This window comes from Pseudomonas asiatica, from assembly GCF_009932335.1.
Classification (GTDB): Bacteria; Pseudomonadota; Gammaproteobacteria; order Pseudomonadales; family Pseudomonadaceae; genus Aquipseudomonas; species Aquipseudomonas asiatica.
This window is the reverse complement of record NZ_BLJF01000001.1, coordinates 240,693-257,971: the sequence shown is the minus strand read 5'-3', so window position 1 is coordinate 257,971 and position 17,279 is coordinate 240,693. Positions and strand designations below refer to the sequence as shown.

General features: G+C 62.6%; 22 protein-coding genes. 10 read left to right on the top strand and 12 right to left on the bottom strand.

Features of this window, described 5'->3' with window-relative positions; genetic code table 11:
• From hisD to GYA95_RS01140, 9 genes are all read right to left on the bottom strand, one after another.
• On the bottom strand, positions 1 to 1,326 hold the full coding sequence (hisD, locus tag GYA95_RS01180; protein ID WP_013971086.1) for a histidinol dehydrogenase: 1,326 nt from the start codon (positions 1,324 to 1,326) through the stop codon (positions 1 to 3).
• Positions 1,327 to 1,460: 134 nt separating this feature from the next.
• The gene (gene hisG / locus GYA95_RS01175; protein ID WP_003257924.1) at positions 1,461 to 2,096 is read right to left on the bottom strand and encodes an ATP phosphoribosyltransferase; all 636 of its coding nucleotides are present in this window, start codon (positions 2,094 to 2,096) and stop codon (positions 1,461 to 1,463) included.
• Between the two features lie 123 nt (positions 2,097 to 2,219).
• The gene (gene murA / locus GYA95_RS01170) at positions 2,220 to 3,485 is read right to left on the bottom strand and encodes a UDP-N-acetylglucosamine 1-carboxyvinyltransferase (RefSeq protein ID WP_013971085.1); all 1,266 of its coding nucleotides are present in this window, start codon (positions 3,483 to 3,485) and stop codon (positions 2,220 to 2,222) included.
• Positions 3,486 to 3,508: 23 nt separating this feature from the next.
• Positions 3,509 to 3,748 carry a BolA family protein gene (locus GYA95_RS01165; protein WP_003255121.1) on the bottom strand — a complete coding sequence of 80 codons (240 nt, stop codon included), beginning with the start codon at positions 3,746 to 3,748 and terminating at the stop codon, positions 3,509 to 3,511.
• 117 nt (positions 3,749 to 3,865) lie between these two features.
• Positions 3,866 to 4,168 (bottom strand): STAS domain-containing protein, encoded by a 303-nt coding sequence (locus GYA95_RS01160; RefSeq protein WP_015269065.1) that lies wholly within the window; start codon positions 4,166 to 4,168, stop codon positions 3,866 to 3,868.
• On the bottom strand, positions 4,165 to 4,812 hold the full coding sequence (locus GYA95_RS01155; protein WP_003257922.1) for an MlaC/ttg2D family ABC transporter substrate-binding protein: 648 nt from the start codon (positions 4,810 to 4,812) through the stop codon (positions 4,165 to 4,167). Before GYA95_RS01155 ends, GYA95_RS01160 begins: the two co-directional genes overlap by 4 nt.
• Positions 4,813 to 4,821: 9 nt before the next feature.
• Positions 4,822 to 5,307 (bottom strand): outer membrane lipid asymmetry maintenance protein MlaD, encoded by a 486-nt coding sequence (gene mlaD, locus GYA95_RS01150; RefSeq protein WP_003257921.1) that lies wholly within the window; start codon positions 5,305 to 5,307, stop codon positions 4,822 to 4,824.
• Positions 5,307 to 6,104, bottom strand: a complete 798-nt coding sequence (gene mlaE, locus GYA95_RS01145; RefSeq protein ID WP_013971083.1) for a lipid asymmetry maintenance ABC transporter permease subunit MlaE — start codon at positions 6,102 to 6,104, stop codon at positions 5,307 to 5,309. Before mlaE ends, mlaD begins: the two co-directional genes overlap by 1 nt.
• Positions 6,104 to 6,913, bottom strand: a complete 810-nt coding sequence (locus tag GYA95_RS01140) for an ATP-binding cassette domain-containing protein (protein ID WP_012270662.1) — start codon at positions 6,911 to 6,913, stop codon at positions 6,104 to 6,106. The genes mlaE and GYA95_RS01140 overlap by 1 nt, the downstream gene beginning before the upstream one ends.
• A 248-nt stretch (positions 6,914 to 7,161) precedes the next feature.
• Between GYA95_RS01140 and GYA95_RS01135 the strand changes: the two genes are divergently transcribed.
• The 10 genes from GYA95_RS01135 (at position 7,162) to GYA95_RS01090 (ending at position 14,174) form a co-directional block, all read left to right on the top strand.
• A complete protein-coding gene (locus GYA95_RS01135; protein ID WP_003257920.1) occupies positions 7,162 to 8,136 on the top strand; it encodes a KpsF/GutQ family sugar-phosphate isomerase in 975 nt (324 codons plus the stop codon).
• A gap of 12 nt (positions 8,137 to 8,148) precedes the next feature.
• Positions 8,149 to 8,673 (top strand): KdsC family phosphatase, encoded by a 525-nt coding sequence (locus GYA95_RS01130; protein ID WP_015269064.1) that lies wholly within the window; start codon positions 8,149 to 8,151, stop codon positions 8,671 to 8,673.
• 8 nt (positions 8,674 to 8,681) lie between these two features.
• Positions 8,682 to 9,254: an LPS export ABC transporter periplasmic protein LptC gene (gene lptC / locus GYA95_RS01125; protein WP_003257918.1), complete on the top strand. Its 573-nt coding sequence runs from the start codon at positions 8,682 to 8,684 to the stop codon at positions 9,252 to 9,254.
• Positions 9,241 to 9,765 (top strand): lipopolysaccharide transport periplasmic protein LptA, encoded by a 525-nt coding sequence (gene lptA / locus GYA95_RS01120; protein WP_015269063.1) that lies wholly within the window; start codon positions 9,241 to 9,243, stop codon positions 9,763 to 9,765. Before lptC ends, lptA begins: the two co-directional genes overlap by 14 nt.
• A complete protein-coding gene (lptB, locus tag GYA95_RS01115) occupies positions 9,766 to 10,491 on the top strand; it encodes an LPS export ABC transporter ATP-binding protein (protein WP_015269062.1) in 726 nt (241 codons plus the stop codon).
• Between the two features lie 175 nt (positions 10,492 to 10,666).
• Positions 10,667 to 12,160, top strand: coding sequence for an RNA polymerase factor sigma-54 (locus GYA95_RS01110; protein WP_015269061.1), 1,494 nt, complete (start codon positions 10,667 to 10,669; stop codon positions 12,158 to 12,160).
• 79 nt (positions 12,161 to 12,239) lie between these two features.
• The gene (gene hpf / locus GYA95_RS01105) at positions 12,240 to 12,548 is read left to right on the top strand and encodes a ribosome hibernation-promoting factor, HPF/YfiA family (RefSeq protein WP_003255135.1); all 309 of its coding nucleotides are present in this window, start codon (positions 12,240 to 12,242) and stop codon (positions 12,546 to 12,548) included.
• 12 nt (positions 12,549 to 12,560) lie between these two features.
• The gene (gene ptsN, locus GYA95_RS01100; RefSeq protein ID WP_015269060.1) at positions 12,561 to 13,025 is read left to right on the top strand and encodes a PTS IIA-like nitrogen regulatory protein PtsN; all 465 of its coding nucleotides are present in this window, start codon (positions 12,561 to 12,563) and stop codon (positions 13,023 to 13,025) included.
• A gap of 2 nt (positions 13,026 to 13,027) precedes the next feature.
• Complete coding sequence (rapZ, locus tag GYA95_RS01095; RefSeq protein ID WP_013971076.1) at positions 13,028 to 13,882, top strand: RNase adapter RapZ; 855 nt, start codon at positions 13,028 to 13,030, stop codon at positions 13,880 to 13,882.
• A 19-nt stretch (positions 13,883 to 13,901) separates the two neighbouring features.
• Positions 13,902 to 14,174 (top strand): HPr family phosphocarrier protein, encoded by a 273-nt coding sequence (locus tag GYA95_RS01090; protein ID WP_013971075.1) that lies wholly within the window; start codon positions 13,902 to 13,904, stop codon positions 14,172 to 14,174.
• 415 nt (positions 14,175 to 14,589) lie between these two features.
• Here the strand turns inward: GYA95_RS01090 and GYA95_RS01085 are convergent, their stop codons facing one another.
• The 3 genes from GYA95_RS01085 to GYA95_RS01075 all read right to left on the bottom strand — a co-directional run bounded on the left by GYA95_RS01085 (position 14,590) and on the right by GYA95_RS01075 (position 17,047).
• On the bottom strand, positions 14,590 to 15,201 hold the full coding sequence (locus GYA95_RS01085; protein WP_015269059.1) for a superoxide dismutase: 612 nt from the start codon (positions 15,199 to 15,201) through the stop codon (positions 14,590 to 14,592).
• A 75-nt stretch (positions 15,202 to 15,276) separates the two neighbouring features.
• Positions 15,277 to 16,653 carry a class II fumarate hydratase gene (locus GYA95_RS01080; RefSeq protein ID WP_015269058.1) on the bottom strand — a complete coding sequence of 459 codons (1,377 nt, stop codon included), beginning with the start codon at positions 16,651 to 16,653 and terminating at the stop codon, positions 15,277 to 15,279.
• A complete protein-coding gene (locus GYA95_RS01075) occupies positions 16,646 to 17,047 on the bottom strand; it encodes a FagA protein (protein ID WP_080604845.1) in 402 nt (133 codons plus the stop codon). Before GYA95_RS01075 ends, GYA95_RS01080 begins: the two co-directional genes overlap by 8 nt.
• Between the last annotated feature and the right edge of the window lie 232 nt (positions 17,048 to 17,279).

The following is a 17,279-nucleotide window of genomic DNA, read 5'->3' as shown; positions in this document are numbered from 1 at the left end:
TCAGTTCCCCTTCTCTTGGGTCAGAATGCGGTATTCAGCGCTACGGGCGTGGGCGGTAAGCGACTCGCCACGGGCCAGGACCGAGGCGGTGTGGCCCAGCTCGGACGCGCCCTGCTCGGAGCAGAAAATGATCGACGAACGCTTCTGGAAGTCATACACCCCCAGCGGCGACGAGAAACGCGCGGTACCGGAGGTCGGCAGCACGTGGTTGGGCCCTGCGCAGTAGTCGCCCAGCGCTTCGCTGGTGTGGCGGCCCATGAAGATCGCGCCAGCGTGGCGGATGTGCGGCAGCCAGGCCTGCGGGTCGGCGACCGACAGCTCCAGGTGCTCCGGGGCAATGCGGTTGGCCACTTCCATGGCCTGTTGCATGTCACGCACCTGGATCAGCGCGCCACGGCCATTGATCGACTTCTCGATGATCTCGGCACGTTCCATGGTCGGCAGCAACTTGTCGATGCTGGCGGCAACGCGGTCGAGGAAGGCGGCGTCCGGGCTGACCAGGATGGCCTGGGCATCTTCATCGTGCTCGGCCTGGGAGAACAGGTCCATGGCGATCCAGTCCGGGTCGGTCTGGCCGTCGCATACCACGAGGATTTCCGACGGGCCGGCGATCATGTCGATACCCACCTGGCCAAACACGTGGCGCTTGGCGGTGGCGACGTAGATGTTGCCCGGGCCGACGATCTTGTCCACCTGCGGCACGCTTTCGGTACCGTAGGCCAGCGCGGCAACAGCCTGGGCGCCACCGACGGTGAACACACGGTCGACACCGGCGATGCAGGCAGCCGCCAGCACCAGTTCGTTGACCTCGCCACGCGGGGTCGGCACCACCATCACCACTTCGGCCACGCCGGCGACCTTGGCCGGGATGGCGTTCATCAGCACCGACGACGGGTACGACGCCTTGCCACCCGGCACATACAGGCCGGCGCGGTCCAGCGGGGTGACCTTCTGGCCGAGCACGGTGCCGTCGGCCTCAGTGTACTGCCAGGAGTCCTGCTTCTGCCGCTCGTGGTACATGCGCACACGGTTGGCGGCCTTCTCCAGGGCTTCGCGCTGGGCCGGGGTAATGCGGGTCAGCGCCAGCTCCAGGCGCTCGCGACCGAGAATCAGGTCATCGATGGACTTGGCATCGACACCATCGAAACGCTGGGTGAATTCCACCAGTGCCGCATCGCCGCGCTCGCGCACGGCCTTGATGATGTCGAGCACGCGCTGGTTGACCGCGTCATCGGACACACTTTCCCAGCTCAGCAGATGATCCAGATGTCGGGCGAAATCCGGATCAGCAGCGTTGAGACGGGCAATTGCAGTGGACACGGTCATGGCGAGGGCCTCGATTATTGGCGAATGCTCAGGCGCCCTAGGCTACCAGTCCATCCGCGCGGGCACCCGAGAAAAATGGCTATGACGCGGATAGACGGGCGCGGCAGCGAAGGCCGCGCGCAGTCGGTAGAGAGTCAGCCGCGGTGTCGCGATTCGACCGCTCCGCGCAGCGTGTCGATCAGGCTCTGGATACGGGCGTGCTGCATTTTCATGGAGGCCTTGTTGACCACCAGGCGCGAGCTGATCGTGGCGATCAGTTCCTGGGGCTCCAGGCCGTTGGCACGCAGGGTGTTGCCGGTGTCGACCACGTCGATGATCTTGTCGGCGAGGTTGATCAACGGAGCCAGTTCCATCGAGCCGTACAGCTTGATGATGTCGACCTGGCGGCCCTGTTCGGCGTAGTAGCGCTTGGCTACGTTGACGAACTTGGTAGCCACGCGCAGACGGCCCTTGGGCTCGGGTGCGCCGACCACGCCAGCGGTCATCAGCTTGCAACGGGCAATCTGCAGGTCCAGGGGCTCGTAAAGGCCCTGGCCGCCGTACTCCATCAGCACATCCTTGCCGGCCACACCCAGGTCGGCGGCACCATGCTCGACATAGGTCGGCACGTCGGTCGCACGCACGATCAGCAGGCGCACATCGTCCTGCGTGGTGGGGATGATCAGTTTGCGGCTCTTGTCCGGGTTCTCGGTCGGCACGATACCGGCCTCGGCCAGCAACGGCAGGGTATCGTCGAGAATACGGCCTTTGGAAAGCGCGATGGTCAACATTGGAACGTCGGTCCTTAAGCGGCTACTGCCGGCCGGGCGTCGAGCCCGACCGCATTCAATTCGTTAGGCACATCCTGCGAAAGCGGGCAAATCCCACCCCCACAGGATGCACCAGGCAGACGACTAGCCCGGTACGCGACGGATCTTCGCGCCCAGCATCTGCAGTTTTTCTTCGATGCACTCGTAACCACGGTCGATGTGGTAGATGCGATCGATCAGGGTATCGCCTTCGGCTACCAGCGCCGACAGCACCAGGCTGGCGGAAGCACGCAGGTCGGTGGCCATTACCGGGGCACCCTTCAGCGCCTTGACGCCAGTGACGATGGCAGTGTTGCCTTCGACCTGGATCTGCGCGCCCATGCGGTGCATTTCGTAGACGTGCATGAAGCGGTTTTCGAAGATCGTCTCGATCACTGCACCGGTGCCTTCGGCAATGGCGTTGAGCGAGATGAACTGCGCCTGCATGTCGGTCGGGAACGCCGGGTACGGGGCGGTACGCAGGTTGACGGCTTTCGGCCGTTTGCCGTGCATGTCCAGCTCGATCCAGTCTTCGCCAGTGTTGATGTCGGCGCCGGCTTCCTTGAGTTTTTCCAGTACGGCTTCAAGGATGGTCGGGTCGGTGTCCTTGACCTTGACGCGGCCGCCGGTCACGGCAGCGGCAACCAGGTAGGTACCGGTCTCGATACGGTCCGGCATCACGCGGTAGTTGGCCGAGTGCAGGCGCTCGACGCCATCGATGACGATGGTGTCGGTACCAGCGCCCTGGACCTTGCCGCCCATGGCGTTGATGAAGTTGGCCAGGTCGACCACTTCCGGCTCGCGGGCGGCGTTCTGCAGTACGCTGCGGCCCTTGGCCAGGGCAGCGGCCATCATGATGTTCTCGGTACCGGTCACGCTGACGGTGTCGAAGAAGAAGTGCGCACCGCGCAGGCCACCCTCAGGTGCCTTGGCCTTGATGTAGCCGCCTTCGACTTCGATCTTCGCGCCCATGGCCTCGAGGCCACGGATGTGCAGGTCGACCGGGCGCGAACCAATGGCGCAACCGCCAGGCAGGGCCACTTCGGCCTCGCCGAAACGGGCAACCATCGGGCCCAGCACCAGAATCGAGGCGCGCATGGTCTTGACCAGCTCGTAAGGTGCAACCAGTGTCTTGATGGTGCGAGGGTCAATCTCGACCGCCAGCTTTTCGTCGATCACCGGCTCGATGCCCATGCGGCCGAAGAGCTCGATCATGGTGGTGATGTCGTGCAGGTGCGGCAGGTTGCCCACGGTGACCGGGCCGTCGGCCAGCAGGGTCGCCGCCAGAATTGGCAAGGCTGCGTTCTTCGCGCCCGAAATGCGGATCTCGCCATCAAGGCAAGCGCCGCCAGTAATAATCAGTTTGTCCATTGGAATCTCGCCGCCACGTTGGCTCAGGTGCGCTCAGCCCAGGCTGCGCTGCTGAAAAATTTCATGGTTACCGCATGGATGCTGCCATTGGCGATCCACGGATTCAGGTGAGCATAGATCGCCTGCTGGCGTTTGACCGGGCTCAGGCCAGCCAACTCGTCGCTGATCACGTTCAACTGGAAGTTGCAGCCTTCGCCTTCAACTTCGACCCGGGAACCCGGCAATTTCTCTTCAAGGAAGCTTTTAACTTCTACGGCCTGCATGCTCAACCTCAATCGGCGCCCGATGCGCACGGGTCGGCCATCATACAAAAAAGCCCCTCGCCTGCGAAGCCCAACGAGGGCTTCACTGACCGAGGGGCCATCATCCGTGCCGGGCCATCAGGTTGCCAGCACTTCATCGAGGTCATAGACCTCGGCAATTTCCCGCATGTCGTCCGGCATGCTGCGCACCTGACAACCCTTGCCGGCGGCCTGGGCATCGCGCATGAAGGCCAGCAGCAACGACAGGCCGACACTGGTGGAACGCTGCACTGCCGAACAATCGAGCACCAGCTGCGCCTCGCGGCATGCCGCGATCAGCGCCTTGCCCTGCTTGCGCAGGACCGGCCCGCTGCGGTAGTCCAGCACGCCGGCCAGGCGCAGCACGCCCGGCTCGGCCATGCTTACACCGGCCTCACTCATTTGACGGTCTTCTCCGGCGAGTTGTCGGCGGCCTGCTTGGCCTTCGCCACTTCGCCGGCCCAGCCGTCGATGGTCTTGTCCAGGTCGTTGCCATTGCGCTGCATGGCGTCGGCGAACTGGTCGCGGAACAGCTTGCCGATGTTGATGCCGTTGACGATCACGTTACGCACCTTCCACTCGCCACCGATGTTCTCCAGCGTGTACTGCACGGGATACACGGCACCGTTGTTGCCGGTGACCTTCATGCCAACGCTGGCGCGCTTGCCGTCATCAGCCTTGGCCGGGTCGACGGTGATGCCCTGGTTGTTGTACTCGAGCAGGGCATTGCCATAGAACTGCATCAGGCTGCGCTTGAAGTTTTCCTGGAAGCGCTGCATCTGCTCGGGGGTGGCCTTGCGCGAGTACTTGACGGTCATGATGCTCTTGGAAATACCGTCAGCGTCCACCACCGGGCCGAGGATGCGGTTCAGCGCATCGTAGAAGGCATTGGGGTTGGACTTGTACTGTTCCTTGTTGGCCTTGAGGTCGCCCAGCAGTTCAGTGGTGGTGCCCTGAACCACATCGTGTGGCGTCTGCGCAGCCACGGTCAGCAGGGGGAAGGCTGCCAGCAGGACCAGCAGGCCACGTCGCAGGATGGAAATCATGGAAACTCCTTAATTAGCCGGTTGCGCTTCTTTCGGTTCCTTGCCAACGGAGTTGAGCAGGAACTTGCCAATCAGATCTTCCAGCACCAGTGCCGACTGGGTGTCGTGGATGGTCCCGCCGTCCTTGAGCACCTGGTCCTCACCGCCCACGCTGATGCCGATGTACTTCTCGCCAAGCAACCCGGCGGTCAGGATCGAGGCAGTCGAGTCGGTCGGCAGGTTGTCCACCGACTTGTCCAGCTGCAGCGTCACCCGACCGGTGTAGGAGTCGCGGTCCAGATCGATGGCGGTAACCTTGCCGATGGTCACACCGGCCATGGTCACTTTAGCTCTGACCGTCAAACCGGCGATATTGTCGAAGTAGGCATAAACTTTATAGGTATCGCTGCTCGGGCTGGCCGACAGCCCGCTGACACGCAGGGCCAGCAGCAGCAGCGCCAGGATCCCGGCCAGGAGGAACAGGCCGACACCGATTTCCAGGGTGCGGTTTTGCATCAGAAATCTCCAAACATCAAGGCGGTCAGAATAAAGTCCAGACCCAGCACTGCCAACGAGGCATAGACCACGGTCTTGGTGGTGGCACGGCTGATCCCTTCTGAGGTGGGCTCACAGTCGTACCCCTGGAATACGGCGATCCAGGTCGTGACGAAGGCAAATACCAGGCTCTTGATCAGCCCGTTGAGCACGTCGTCGGTGAACGAAACACTGTTCTGCATGTTGGCCCAGAACGAGCCCTCGTAGACGCCCAGCCAGTCCACCGCCACCCACGATCCACCCCAGATGCCGACCACGCTGAAAATCAGCGCCAGCAACGGCAGCGAGATGAAACCGGCCCACAGGCGCGGCGCGACGATGTACTTGAGCGGGTCGACGCCGATCATTTCAAGGCTCGACAACTGCTCGGTGGACTTCATGTTGCCGATTTCTGCGGTCAGCGCCGAACCGGCACGGCCGGCGAACAGCAACGCCGTTACCACCGGGCCGAGCTCACGCAGCAGGGTCAGGGCGACCATCTGCCCCACCGCCTGCTCCGAGCCGTACTTGGTCAGGATGCTGAAGCCCTGCAGCGCCAGCACCATGCCGATGAACACCCCGGACACAACGATGATCGCCAGCGACAGCACGCCCACCGAGTACAGCTGCTTGGTCAGCAGCTGGAAGCCGCCGCCGATGCCGCCACGGCCGATCAGCGCATGGAACAGGAACAGGCAGGAGCGCCCCAGCACCGCCAATACGTCGATGGCCGAGCGCCCCAGCAGGCGGACACGTTCGAGTAAGGATTTTCTGCGCATCAACGCGCTCCCAGCAGGTCGGCGCGGTAGTCAGGCGCAGGAAAATGGAAAGGCACCGGGCCGTCCGGGTCGCCCTTCATGAACTGGCGAATCCGCGGGTTGTCCGAGCCCATCAGCTCGTCAGGCGTCCCCTGGCCCAGCACCTGGCCATCACCTACGACATAGATGTAGTCGGCGATGCTGGCGGTTTCCGCCAGGTCGTGGGAAACGACGATGCTGGTGATACCCAAGGCATCGTTGAGCAGGCGGATCAGACGCACCAATACACCCATGGCGATCGGGTCCTGGCCGACGAACGGTTCGTCGTACATGAGAATCTGCGGGTCCAGTGCAATCGCACGGGCCAACGCCACACGGCGCTTCATGCCACCGGACAGCTCGTCGGGCATCAGGTCGATGGCACCGCGCAACCCCACGGCCTGCAGCTTCATCAGCACGATATCGCGGATCATCTCGTCCGAAAGCTGGGTGTGCACGCGCAGCGGAAACGCGACGTTCTCGAACACATCGAGATCGGTGAACAGCGCGCCGCTCTGGAACAGCACCCCCATTTGCTTGCGGGCGTCGAACAGGTCGCTGCGCGACAACGTCGGCAGGTTCTGCCCGGCAACCCAGACCTCACCGCTGGAGGGGCGCAACTGCGCGCCCATCAGGCGGAGCAACGTGGTCTTGCCGCAACCCGATGGCCCCATGATACCGGTGACCTTGCCGCGCGGGATGCGAATGTCGACGTTGCTGAAAATGCTGCGCGAACCACGTTTGAAGGTAACCCCCTTCAACTCGACCGCGTAGGCGCTATCCACACTCATCTAGACTCCTTGCTGGTGCAGCCTCGTCCTAATGGACGTCGGCCTCCATCTGGAAGGCACAAGCGCCCCTGGCAGGCCGAATAGCGGCGAACTATAGCACCGCTGACAGCGCCGCCCCAAGGTCGGCTAGCGAGTCGTTCAGCCCTGCGACAGGCTGGCGAGACATTCACCACGGCAATCGAAAGCGTGAGGGTTTCTTTCATTGCAGCTATAATCGCCGCCTTTTCATCAGGCATTGCTTTTTCGACATGAGCCAATCCAGCGAGCTGATCCAATCCGCCCAACGCACCCTGCGCCTGGAACTCGAGGCCGTAGAGGCCCTGCTGGCGCGCATCGACGACAATTTCGTCAAGGCCTGCGAACTGATCCTGGCCAGCAAGGGCCGGGTCGTCGTGGTCGGCATGGGCAAGTCCGGGCACATCGGCAACAAGATCGCCGCCACCCTGGCCAGCACCGGCACACCGGCATTTTTCGTGCACCCGGCCGAAGCCAGCCATGGCGACATGGGCATGATCACCCGCGATGATGTCATCCTTGCCCTGTCGAATTCCGGCAGCACCGCCGAAATCGTCACCCTGCTGCCGCTGATCAAGCGCCTGGGCATCAAGCTGATCAGTCTGACCGGCAACCCGGACTCGCCCCTGGCCCAGGCTGCCGAGGTCAACCTCGACGCCCGCGTCGAACAAGAGGCCTGCCCGCTGAACCTGGCCCCCACCTCCTCCACCACCGCATCGCTGGTGCTGGGCGACGCGCTGGCCATTGCCCTGCTCGAAGCCCGCGGCTTCACCGCCGAGGACTTTGCCTTCTCGCACCCGGGTGGTGCACTGGGCCGCCGCCTGCTGCTCAAGGTGGAGAACGTGATGCACGCCGGCGACGAACTGCCCCAGGTGCCCCGCGGCACCCTGCTCAAGGACGCACTCCTTGAAATGTCCCGCAAAGGCCTGGGCATGACCGTGATCGTCGAAGCCGACGGCAAGCTGGCCGGGATCTTCACCGACGGCGACCTGCGCCGCAGCCTGGACCGCAACATCGACGTCCACACCACCCTGATCGATCAGGTCATGACCGTGCACGGCAAGACGGCCCGCGCCGAAATGCTCGCGGCCGAGGCCCTGAAGATCATGGAAGACCACAAGATCGGCGCTCTGGTGGTGGTGGACCGCGAGGACCGCCCCACCGGCGCCCTGAACATGCACGACCTGCTGCGCGCCGGCGTGATGTAAAGGAGCGATGGAATGAACCAGGACCTCATGCAACGCGGCAAGGAAATCAAGCTGGCAGTGTTCGACGTGGACGGCGTGCTCACCGACGGGCGTCTGTACTTCCTCGAGGACGGCAGCGAGTTCAAGACCTTCAACACCCTCGACGGCCAGGGCATCAAGATGCTCATGGCCTCGGGCGTGACCACCGCGATCATCAGCGGGCGCAAGACCCCGGTGGTCGAGCGCCGGGCGAAGAACCTCGGCATCCCGCACCTGTACCAGGGCCGCGAGGACAAACTGGTGGTGCTGGACGGCCTGCTCGCCGAACTGGGCCTGAGCTATGCTCAAGTGGCCTACCTTGGCGACGACCTGCCCGACCTGCCGGTGATCCGCCGGGTCGCACTGGGCATGGCGGTGGCCAACGCCGCGCCGTTCGTTCGCCAGCACGCCCATGGCGTGACCCAGGCACGTGGCGGCGAAGGTGCGGCCCGTGAATTCTGCGAACTGATCATGCAGGCCCAGGGCACCCTGGACGCTGCCAACGCCAACTACCTGTAAGGCTGCCCATGTTCAGCAAGAAAGCCCGCAACATTGCGCTGCTCGCGGTGATCGCCGCCCTGCTGGTGGCGATCGGCTACTGGAATGTCAGCCCGGAAAGCTTCCTCGACAAGCCTGTGGCCCAGGTCGACGAAAGCGCCATCGACTACTACGCAGTCAACGCCCACAGCGTGCAGTTCCTGCCCGACGGCAAGCTGCAGTACGAAATGACCGCTGACAAGGTCGAACACCTGAAAGCCAGCGAAATCACCCTGCTGACCACGCCGGACCTGCACCTGTACCGCGGTACCGAATACCCGTGGCACGTACAGAGCACCCGCGCCGAGGTCAACCCGGACGGCAGCGAAGTCGAACTGATCGACAACGTACGGGTCGCCCGCACCGACGAAAAGCAGCGTGAAATGATCATTACCAGCTCACGCATGACCGTGTTCCCGCAGAAGCAATATGCGCAGACCGAGCAAGCCGTTAGAATCGACGGCGCCGGTGGCACAACTACGGGCAAAGGAATGAAAGCGTATTTGAAAGAAGGCAAGATGGACTTGCTCTCTAACGTAAGAGGACAGTATGAGGCTCGTTAAAACCCTCCCCCTTTTGCTCAGCCTGAGCGCAGCACTGGGAAGCGCGAGCGCCCTCGCCCTGCCGAATGACCGTGACCAGCCTATCCGCATCCAGGCCGATAACGCCCACCTGGACGACAAGCAGGGCGTGGCCACCTACACCGGCGACGTGATCATCACCCAGGGTTCGATGATGATCAAAGGCAACACCGTGACCATCACCCGTTCCGCCTCCGGCGACATCGACGTGGTGACCTCGGTGGGCAACCTGGCCTACTTCGAGCAGCAGCAGAGCGCAGCCAAGCCAGACAAGATGAAAGGCTGGGCGGTGACCATCCAGTACCAGTCGCAGAAGGACATGGTGATCCTCACCGACCGCGCCAAGGTCGAGAACGAAGGCAACACCACCGAAGGCGAGAAGATCGTCTACAACACCCAGACCCAGGTGGCAACCGCCGGTCGCGGTGGCAACGTGACCTCGCCGCGTCAGCGTATCGACATGGTGATCCAGCCCAAGAAGAAGGCCGAGTAAATGGCAACCCTCAAAGCCCAGCACCTGGCCAAGAGCTACAAGGGGCGGCAGGTCGTACGTGACGTCAGCCTGTCGATCGACAGCGGCCAGATCGTCGGCCTGCTCGGCCCCAACGGCGCCGGCAAGACCACCTGCTTCTACATGATCGTCGGCCTGGTCCAGGCCGATCAGGGGCGCGTGCTGATCGACAACCTCGATGTCAGCCACCAGCCCATGCACGGTCGCGCCCGCGCCGGCATCGGCTACCTGCCGCAGGAAGCCTCGATCTTCCGCAAGCTGTCGGTGGCCGACAACATCATGGCCATCCTCGAGACCCGCAAGGAACTCGACCGCGACGGCCGGCGCAAAGAGCTGGAAAGCCTGCTGCAGGAGTTCCACATCAGCCACATTCGCGACAACCTCGGCATGAGCCTGTCCGGTGGTGAGCGCCGCCGCGTGGAAATTGCCCGCGCGCTGGCGACCGCACCCAAGTTCATCCTGCTGGACGAACCGTTTGCCGGTGTCGACCCGATTTCGGTCGGCGACATCAAGCAGATCATCCATCACCTCAAGGCCAAGGGTATCGGTGTACTGATCACCGACCACAACGTGCGTGAGACCCTGGATATCTGCGAAACCGCCTATATCGTCAACGATGGCCGGCTGATCGCCGAAGGCGACGCCGAAACCATCCTGGCCAACGACCTGGTCAAAGAGGTTTATCTGGGCCACGAGTTCCGGCTCTGAGCCCGGCACGCGCCTGGAGTACTGGCAAATCGCCCTGAAACCCGGGGTAAAGTGTTACGGTGCTCTAGGCAAACGCTACAATTTAAGGCATAAAACTTGCTTGATCTGGCGCCCCGGCGCCCTCGTGTAGTGGATGGCGCATGCGCGCCGGCGAACAAGGTATTAAGCCCCAGCCATGAAACCATCGCTCGTCCTAAAAATGGGCCAGCAACTGACGATGACACCGCAGTTGCAACAGGCCATCCGCCTGCTCCAGCTCTCCACCCTGGACCTCCAACAGGAAATCCAGGAAGCGCTGGAGTCGAACCCGATGCTCGAACGTCAGGAAGACGGCGACGACTTCGACAACAGCGACCCGATGGCGGACAACGCCGAGAACAAGCCGGCCGCCGAAGTCCAGGACAACAGCTTCCAGGAAAGCACTACCAGTGCCGACACCCTGGAAGACGGTGAGTGGAGCGAGCGCATCCCCAATGAACTGCCGGTCGACACCGCCTGGGAAGACATCTACCAAACCAGTGCCAGCAGCCTGCCGAGCAACGACGACGACGAGTGGGACTTCACCACCCGCACATCGGCCGGCGAAAGCCTGCAAAGCCACCTGCTGTGGCAGCTGAACCTGGCTCCGATGTCCGACACCGACCGCCTGATCGCCGTCACCCTGATCGACAGCATCAACGGCCAGGGCTACCTGGAAGATACCCTCGAGGAAATCTGCGCCGGTTTCGACCCGGAGCTGGATATCGAGCTGGACGAGGTCGAAGCGGTGCTGCACCGCATCCAGCAGTTCGAGCCAGCCGGCGTTGCCGCCCGCACCCTGGGCGAATGCCTGTTGCTGCAACTGCGCCAGCTGCCTGCCAGCACCCCGTGGATGGCCGAAGCCAAGCGCCTGGTCACCGACTTCATCGACCTGCTCGGCAGCCGTGACTACAGCCAGCTGATGCGTCGCATGAAAATCAAGGAAGACGAGCTGCGCCAGGTCATCGAGCTGGTACAAAGCCTCAACCCGCGCCCCGGCTCGCAGATCGAGTCCAGCGAACCCGAGTACGTGGTGCCCGACGTCATCGTGCGCAAGGACAGCGACCGCTGGCTGGTGGAGCTGAACCAGGAGGCCATTCCGCGCCTGCGCGTCAACCCGCAGTACGCCGGTTTTGTGCGCCGGGCCGACACCAGCGCCGACAACACCTTCATGCGCAACCAGCTGCAGGAAGCGCGCTGGTTCATCAAGAGCCTGCAAAGCCGCAACGAAACCCTGATGAAGGTGGCCACGCAGATCGTCGAGCACCAGCGCGGCTTCCTCGACCACGGCGACGAAGCGATGAAGCCCTTGGTACTGCATGACATTGCCGAAGCGGTGGGCATGCACGAGTCGACCATTTCGCGGGTAACCACGCAGAAATACATGCACACCCCGCGTGGCATCTACGAACTGAAATACTTTTTCTCCAGCCACGTCAGCACCTCCGAAGGCGGAGAATGCTCGTCTACGGCGATCCGCGCGATCATCAAGAAACTGGTTGCGGCGGAAAATCAGAAAAAGCCATTGAGTGACAGCAAGATCGCTGGTTTACTGGAGGCACAAGGCATCCAGGTAGCCCGTCGCACCGTCGCCAAGTACCGCGAGTCCCTCGGCATCGCACCGTCGAGCGAGCGCAAGCGACTGATGTAGCCCCTGAGATGTGCCACAGCGTTTGTGGGGCAGGTGCAAGACCTGCCTCTTTATGCACGGGCAACAAAGGAGAAGCTGTATGCAAGTCAATATCAGTGGACAGCATGTAGAAGTCACCCAGCCACTGCGCGATTATGTGCTTGAAAAGCTCGCTCGCGTGGAAAGTCACTTCGACAAGATCACCAACGTGCAGGTCATCATGAAAGTCGAGAAGCTGCAGCAAAAGGTCGAGGCGACCTTGCAGATTCCCGGCGGCGAAGTGGTTGCCAACGCCGAACACGAAGACATGTATGCAGCGATCGACGCCTTGGCCGACAAGCTCGACCGCCAACTGAAAAAACACAAGGAAAAACAGCAAAGCCTGCTGCAAGGTGCAGCTGCCCGCTGATCCCCCTCATCCATGATCCGACTTGAAACCATCCTGACCCCCGGCCGTTCCCTCGTGAACGTGCCGGGCGGCAGCAAGAAGCGCGCCCTGGAAAAGGTCGCCACCGTCATCGCCGAACAAGTGCCCGAACTGGAGATGCAAGACGTCTTCGAAAAACTGGTCGCCCGGGAAAAACTCGGTTCGACCGGTTTCGGCAACGGCATCGCCATCCCGCACTGCCGGCTTGAAGGATGTTCCGCTCCGGTCAGCGCCCTGCTGCACCTGGAAGCGCCTATCGACTACGACGCCATCGATGGCGCGCCGGTGGACCTGCTGTTCGTCCTGCTGGTGCCAGAAGCCGCCACCGATGCCCATCTGGAATTGCTGCGCCAGATTGCCAGCATGCTCGATCGCAAGGAGGTCCGTGATCGCCTGCGTGCGGCCACCAGCAGCGAGGCCCTGTTCCAGGTTGTCCTGGACGTACAGAACGAGCACTGAACATGCGCCTGATCATCGTCAGCGGCCGGTCCGGCTCCGGCAAGAGCACCGCCCTCGATGTCCTGGAAGACAACGGTTTCTACTGCATTGACAACCTGCCCGCCGGGCTGCTGCCGCAACTGGCGGAAAATGCGCTGATCAACACCGAGTTGCAGCAACCCAAGGTCGCCGTGTCGATCGACGCGCGCAACTTGCCCAGCCACCTGACGCGTTTCCCCGAGTTGCTCGAAGAAGCCCGCGCCCGGCATATCCAGTGCGACGTGCTGTACCTGGATGCCGACGAAGACGTACTGCTCAAGCGTTTCTCGGAAACCCGCCGACGCCACCCGCTGACCAACGCCAACCGCTCGCTCGCGGAAGCGATCCGGGTGGAAAGCGAATTGCTGGGGCCGATTGCAGACCTGGCCGACCTGAAGATCGACACCACCAGCCTGAACCTGTACCAGCTGCGTGATTCGATCAAGCTGCGCCTGCTCAACCAGCCCGAGCCTGGCACCGCGTTCCTGGTCGAGTCGTTCGGTTTCAAGCGAGGAATGCCGGTCGATGCCGACCTGGTGTTCGATGTGCGCTGCCTGCCCAACCCTTACTGGAAGCCCGAGCTGCGTGAGCACTCCGGCCTCGACCAACCGGTGATCGACTACCTGGCCGCACAGCCGGATGTCGAAGAGATGTTCAACGACATTTCCAGCTACCTGCTCAAGTGGCTGCCCCGCTTCGCTGCCAGCAACCGTGCCTACGTCACCATTGCCATTGGCTGCACCGGCGGCCACCACCGCTCGGTGTACATCACCGAACGCCTTGGCCAGTTGTTGCAGCAATCCCTGAAAAACGTCCAGGTCCGCCACCGCGACCTCTAGCCCAAGGATCCGCCCCACGATGCCCGCCCGTGAAATCACCATCATCAACAAGCTGGGTCTGCATGCCCGGGCGGCAGCCAAGTTCGTCGGCGTTGCCGGCCGCTTCCCCTGCCAGGTCAGGGTTGGCCGTGCGCCGGACAAGCTGGTGGATGGCAAGAGCATCATGGCGGTGATGATGCTGGCGGCCGGCAAAGGCACCCAGGTGCACCTGCATACCGAAGGCGAGCAGGACGACGATGCCATGGCAGCGCTGGTCGAACTGATCAACAATTATTTCGACGAAGGCGAATAAAGTTCGCAGGCCCGCACGGTCCGTGTGGGAACAGCTTTTTTGCACAAAAAAGCCTTTAGGAGATTGCCCAGTCCTTTTGGCTGCGCTGTCGCGTAGAGAACTGAATCCGCAAGCGGTACGCGTACCCTGTGGGAGCGGCTTTAGCCGCGAAGAATCCAACGCGGTGCATGGCACCGGCTGCGCCGATGTTCGCGGCTAAAGCCGCTCTCTCAGCGAAGCCGGTGAACACCCCATCATCCGGCGCAAACCGATGCACAGCCCCAAGCGGGCCAGGCCAGGTCCAACCAGGCGAAGCCGCGCGCCAATAGCAACGCAGTGCCTGCCAGAAACAGCAAAGTCCCGAGCGCCAGGCGAAACAGGCGAAACAGGCGCACGCGGCTGACAGACATCATCTGGGAGCGCATACCGGGGAGACTCACTTCAGGGTTTCGAGGTAGCGGCGCTCCACTTCCGCCCAGTCAATGACGTTGTAGAAGGCACCGATGTATTCCGGACGACGGTTCTGGTACTTCAGGTAGTAGGCATGCTCCCACACGTCCAGGCCGAGGATTGGCGTGTTGCCGTGCATCAGCGGGCTGTCCTGGTTGCCGCTGCTTTCCACTACCAGGGTTTTCTGCGGGGTCACGCTGAGCCAGGCCCAGCCACTGCCGAAGCGGGTCAGCGCAGCCTTGGTGAAGGCCTCCTTGAAGGCATCGAAGCCGCCCAGTTGGGCGTCGATGGCCTGCGCCAGAGCGCCCTGCGGCTCTCCCCCGCCGTGCGGCGACATCACGGTCCAGAACAGGCTGTGGTTGGCGTGCCCGCCGCCATGGTTGGTCACCGCACCACGCAGGTTTTCCGGCAGTTGCCCGACCGCGCCGAGCAGTTTTTCCACCGGCCACTCAGCCCACTCGGTGCCTTCGATGGCGGTGTTGAGGCCAGTGACGTAGGTCTGGTGGTGCTTGGTGTGGTGGATTTCCATGGTCTGCGCGTCGATGTGCGGTTCCAGCGCAGCGTAAGCGTAAGGCAGTGCAGGCAAGGTATGGGGCATATCAGTGAATTCCGTAGGCATGGGTTGGGCGATGACCAACGCGGCCACCGCTGACGCTTGGGCCGTGACTCAGTGTCAGATACCACCGGCGGTGAGTTTTTCCGGGTCCAGTAGCGCTTCCAGCTGGTCACGCGACAGGTCGGTGTGTTCCAGCGCCACGTCGATGATCGGACGGCCTTGCTTGTAAGCGGTCTTGGCGATTTCGGCGGCCTTGAGGTAGCCGATGATCGGGTTCAGCGCCGTGACCAGAATCGGGTTGCGTGCCAGGGCTTCCTTGAGCTTGCTTTCGTTGACCTTGAAACTGGCGATGGCCTTGTCGGCCAGCAGGCGGCTAACGTTGGCCATCAGTTCGATGCTCTCCAGCAGGTTGCGGGCGATCACCGGCAGCATCACGTTCAGCTCGAAGTTGCCGGACTGGCCAGCGATGGCGATGGTGGCGTCATTGCCGATCACTTGGGCGGCGACCATGGCGGTGGCCTCTGGAATCACCGGGTTGACCTTGCCAGGCATGATAGAAGAGCCCGGCTGCAGGCCTTGCAGCTCGATTTCGCCCAGCCCGGCCAGCGGGCCAGAGTTCATCCAGCGCAGGTCGTTGGCAATCTTCATCAACGCCACGGCGGCAGTCTTGAGCTGGCCGGACAGGGCCACTGCGGTGTCCTGCGAGCCGATCAGGGCGAACAGGTTCTGCCCGGGGGTGAACTCGACCTGGGTCAGGCCGCTGAGGTGGCGGGCGAAACCAGCAGCGAATTGCGGGTGGGCGTTGATGCCGGTACCCACGGCCGTGCCACCCTGGGCCAGCGCCTGCAGGCTAGGCAGGGTCGCTTCGATGTGTGCCTTGGCGCCATTGATCTGTGCCGCCCAGCCATCCAGCACCTGGCTCATGCGCACCGGCATGGCGTCCATCAGGTGGGTGCGGCCAGTCTTCACGTACTGATGCACCTGTGCCGACTTGGCCTCGATCACCTGTACCAGGTGCGCCAGGGCGGGCAGTAGCTGCTCGTGCAAGGCCAGGGCGGCGCTGACGTGAATCGTGGTCGGGATGATGTCGTTGCTGCTCTGGCCGCAGTTGACGTGGTCGTTGGCGTTGACGGCCTCACCCAGCACGCGACTGGCCAGTGTGGCGATCACCTCGTTGGCGTTCATGTTCGAGCTGGTTCCGGAGCCTGTCTGGAACACATCCACCGGGAAATGCTGGATGAAGTCACCCGCCAAGAGTTGCTCGACTGCCGTTACGATGGCCTGGCCTTGCGCGGTCGACAACTGTTCCAGTTCGACGTTGGCCTTGGCCGCGGCAGCCTTGGCCAGCAGTAGTGCACGAATGAACTGGGCCGGCATGCGCTGGCCGCTGATCGGGAAATTGTCGACCGCGCGTTGGGTCTGGGCACCGTACAGGGCCTGGGCCGGCACCTGCAGTTCGCCCATGCTGTCACGCTCGATACGGGTATCACTCATCATCAAATCCTTGCATCAGTTCATCGGGAGAAATCGACGGCAGCAGGCGGCAATTGGCCAACTGCAGGGCGTAGGGCTGCCAGCGCTGGCTCTGTGCCTCGCGGTCGAGGTTGCGCAGGTCCAGCAATGGGCGCCAGGCCTGGTCCAGGCACAGGCAGCGCCAATGCCAGGGCAGCATGCGGTCGCAGGCGGTATCCAGCAGCAGGCGGAAGGAGGTCAGCGCCACCGTCCATGGCGAAGTCTCGGTGCAGCACACCAGGTAACGGCCTTCAGCCAGGTAATGCTCGATCAGGCGCGGTTCGTCGGGCTCGAGCGCACAGCGGATGCGTCGGCTGAGCCAGCGCCAGTTTTCCAGGTAGGGCAGTTCGCGGAGGACGGGTTTCATGAACATCATCGCCGGGTTACTGGATAATGATATTAATTATTAAATGATAAATAGAATCACTTCAATAGGAAGCTGATGGAACAAAAAACCCGGCGCGGGGGCCGGGTCTTTGGTTTCATTGAAAATTCTGTAGTGCCTGCACCGGCCTCTTCGCGGGTAAAACCGCTCCCACAGGAATCGCATAAGGCTCAGTCTTGTGCAGTACCTGTAGGAGCGGGTTTACCCGCGAAGAGGGCGGTAA

Excerpts from the sequence above, each read along its gene's own strand:
- mlaD (WP_003257921.1), bottom strand. The coding sequence starts at position 5,307 with ATGCAAAACCGCACCCTGGAAATCGGTGTCGGCCTGTTCCTCCTGGCC.
- ptsN (WP_015269060.1), top strand. The coding sequence starts at position 12,561 with ATGATCCGACTTGAAACCATCCTGACCCCCGGCCGTTCCCTCGTGAAC.
- hpf (WP_003255135.1), top strand. The coding sequence starts at position 12,240 with ATGCAAGTCAATATCAGTGGACAGCATGTAGAAGTCACCCAGCCACTG.
- mlaE (WP_013971083.1), bottom strand. The coding sequence starts at position 6,104 with ATGCGCAGAAAATCCTTACTCGAACGTGTCCGCCTGCTGGGGCGCTCG.
- lptB (WP_015269062.1), top strand. The coding sequence starts at position 9,766 with ATGGCAACCCTCAAAGCCCAGCACCTGGCCAAGAGCTACAAGGGGCGG.
- GYA95_RS01090 (WP_013971075.1), top strand. The coding sequence starts at position 13,902 with ATGCCCGCCCGTGAAATCACCATCATCAACAAGCTGGGTCTGCATGCC.
- murA (WP_013971085.1), bottom strand. The coding sequence starts at position 3,485 with ATGGACAAACTGATTATTACTGGCGGCGCTTGCCTTGATGGCGAGATC.
- GYA95_RS01130 (WP_015269064.1), top strand. The coding sequence starts at position 8,149 with ATGAACCAGGACCTCATGCAACGCGGCAAGGAAATCAAGCTGGCAGTG.
- GYA95_RS01080 (WP_015269058.1), bottom strand. The coding sequence starts at position 16,653 with ATGAGTGATACCCGTATCGAGCGTGACAGCATGGGCGAACTGCAGGTG.
- GYA95_RS01110 (WP_015269061.1), top strand. The coding sequence starts at position 10,667 with ATGAAACCATCGCTCGTCCTAAAAATGGGCCAGCAACTGACGATGACA.
- lptC (WP_003257918.1), top strand. The coding sequence starts at position 8,682 with ATGTTCAGCAAGAAAGCCCGCAACATTGCGCTGCTCGCGGTGATCGCC.
- GYA95_RS01155 (WP_003257922.1), bottom strand. The coding sequence starts at position 4,812 with ATGATTTCCATCCTGCGACGTGGCCTGCTGGTCCTGCTGGCAGCCTTC.
- GYA95_RS01135 (WP_003257920.1), top strand. The coding sequence starts at position 7,162 with ATGAGCCAATCCAGCGAGCTGATCCAATCCGCCCAACGCACCCTGCGC.
- GYA95_RS01075 (WP_080604845.1), bottom strand. The coding sequence starts at position 17,047 with ATGATGTTCATGAAACCCGTCCTCCGCGAACTGCCCTACCTGGAAAAC.
- lptA (WP_015269063.1), top strand. The coding sequence starts at position 9,241 with ATGAGGCTCGTTAAAACCCTCCCCCTTTTGCTCAGCCTGAGCGCAGCA.
- rapZ (WP_013971076.1), top strand. The coding sequence starts at position 13,028 with ATGCGCCTGATCATCGTCAGCGGCCGGTCCGGCTCCGGCAAGAGCACC.
- hisG (WP_003257924.1), bottom strand. The coding sequence starts at position 2,096 with ATGTTGACCATCGCGCTTTCCAAAGGCCGTATTCTCGACGATACCCTG.
- GYA95_RS01165 (WP_003255121.1), bottom strand. The coding sequence starts at position 3,748 with ATGCAGGCCGTAGAAGTTAAAAGCTTCCTTGAAGAGAAATTGCCGGGT.
- GYA95_RS01140 (WP_012270662.1), bottom strand. The coding sequence starts at position 6,913 with ATGAGTGTGGATAGCGCCTACGCGGTCGAGTTGAAGGGGGTTACCTTC.
- GYA95_RS01160 (WP_015269065.1), bottom strand. The coding sequence starts at position 4,168 with ATGAGTGAGGCCGGTGTAAGCATGGCCGAGCCGGGCGTGCTGCGCCTG.
- GYA95_RS01085 (WP_015269059.1), bottom strand. The coding sequence starts at position 15,201 with ATGCCCCATACCTTGCCTGCACTGCCTTACGCTTACGCTGCGCTGGAA.
- hisD (WP_013971086.1), bottom strand. The coding sequence starts at position 1,326 with ATGACCGTGTCCACTGCAATTGCCCGTCTCAACGCTGCTGATCCGGAT.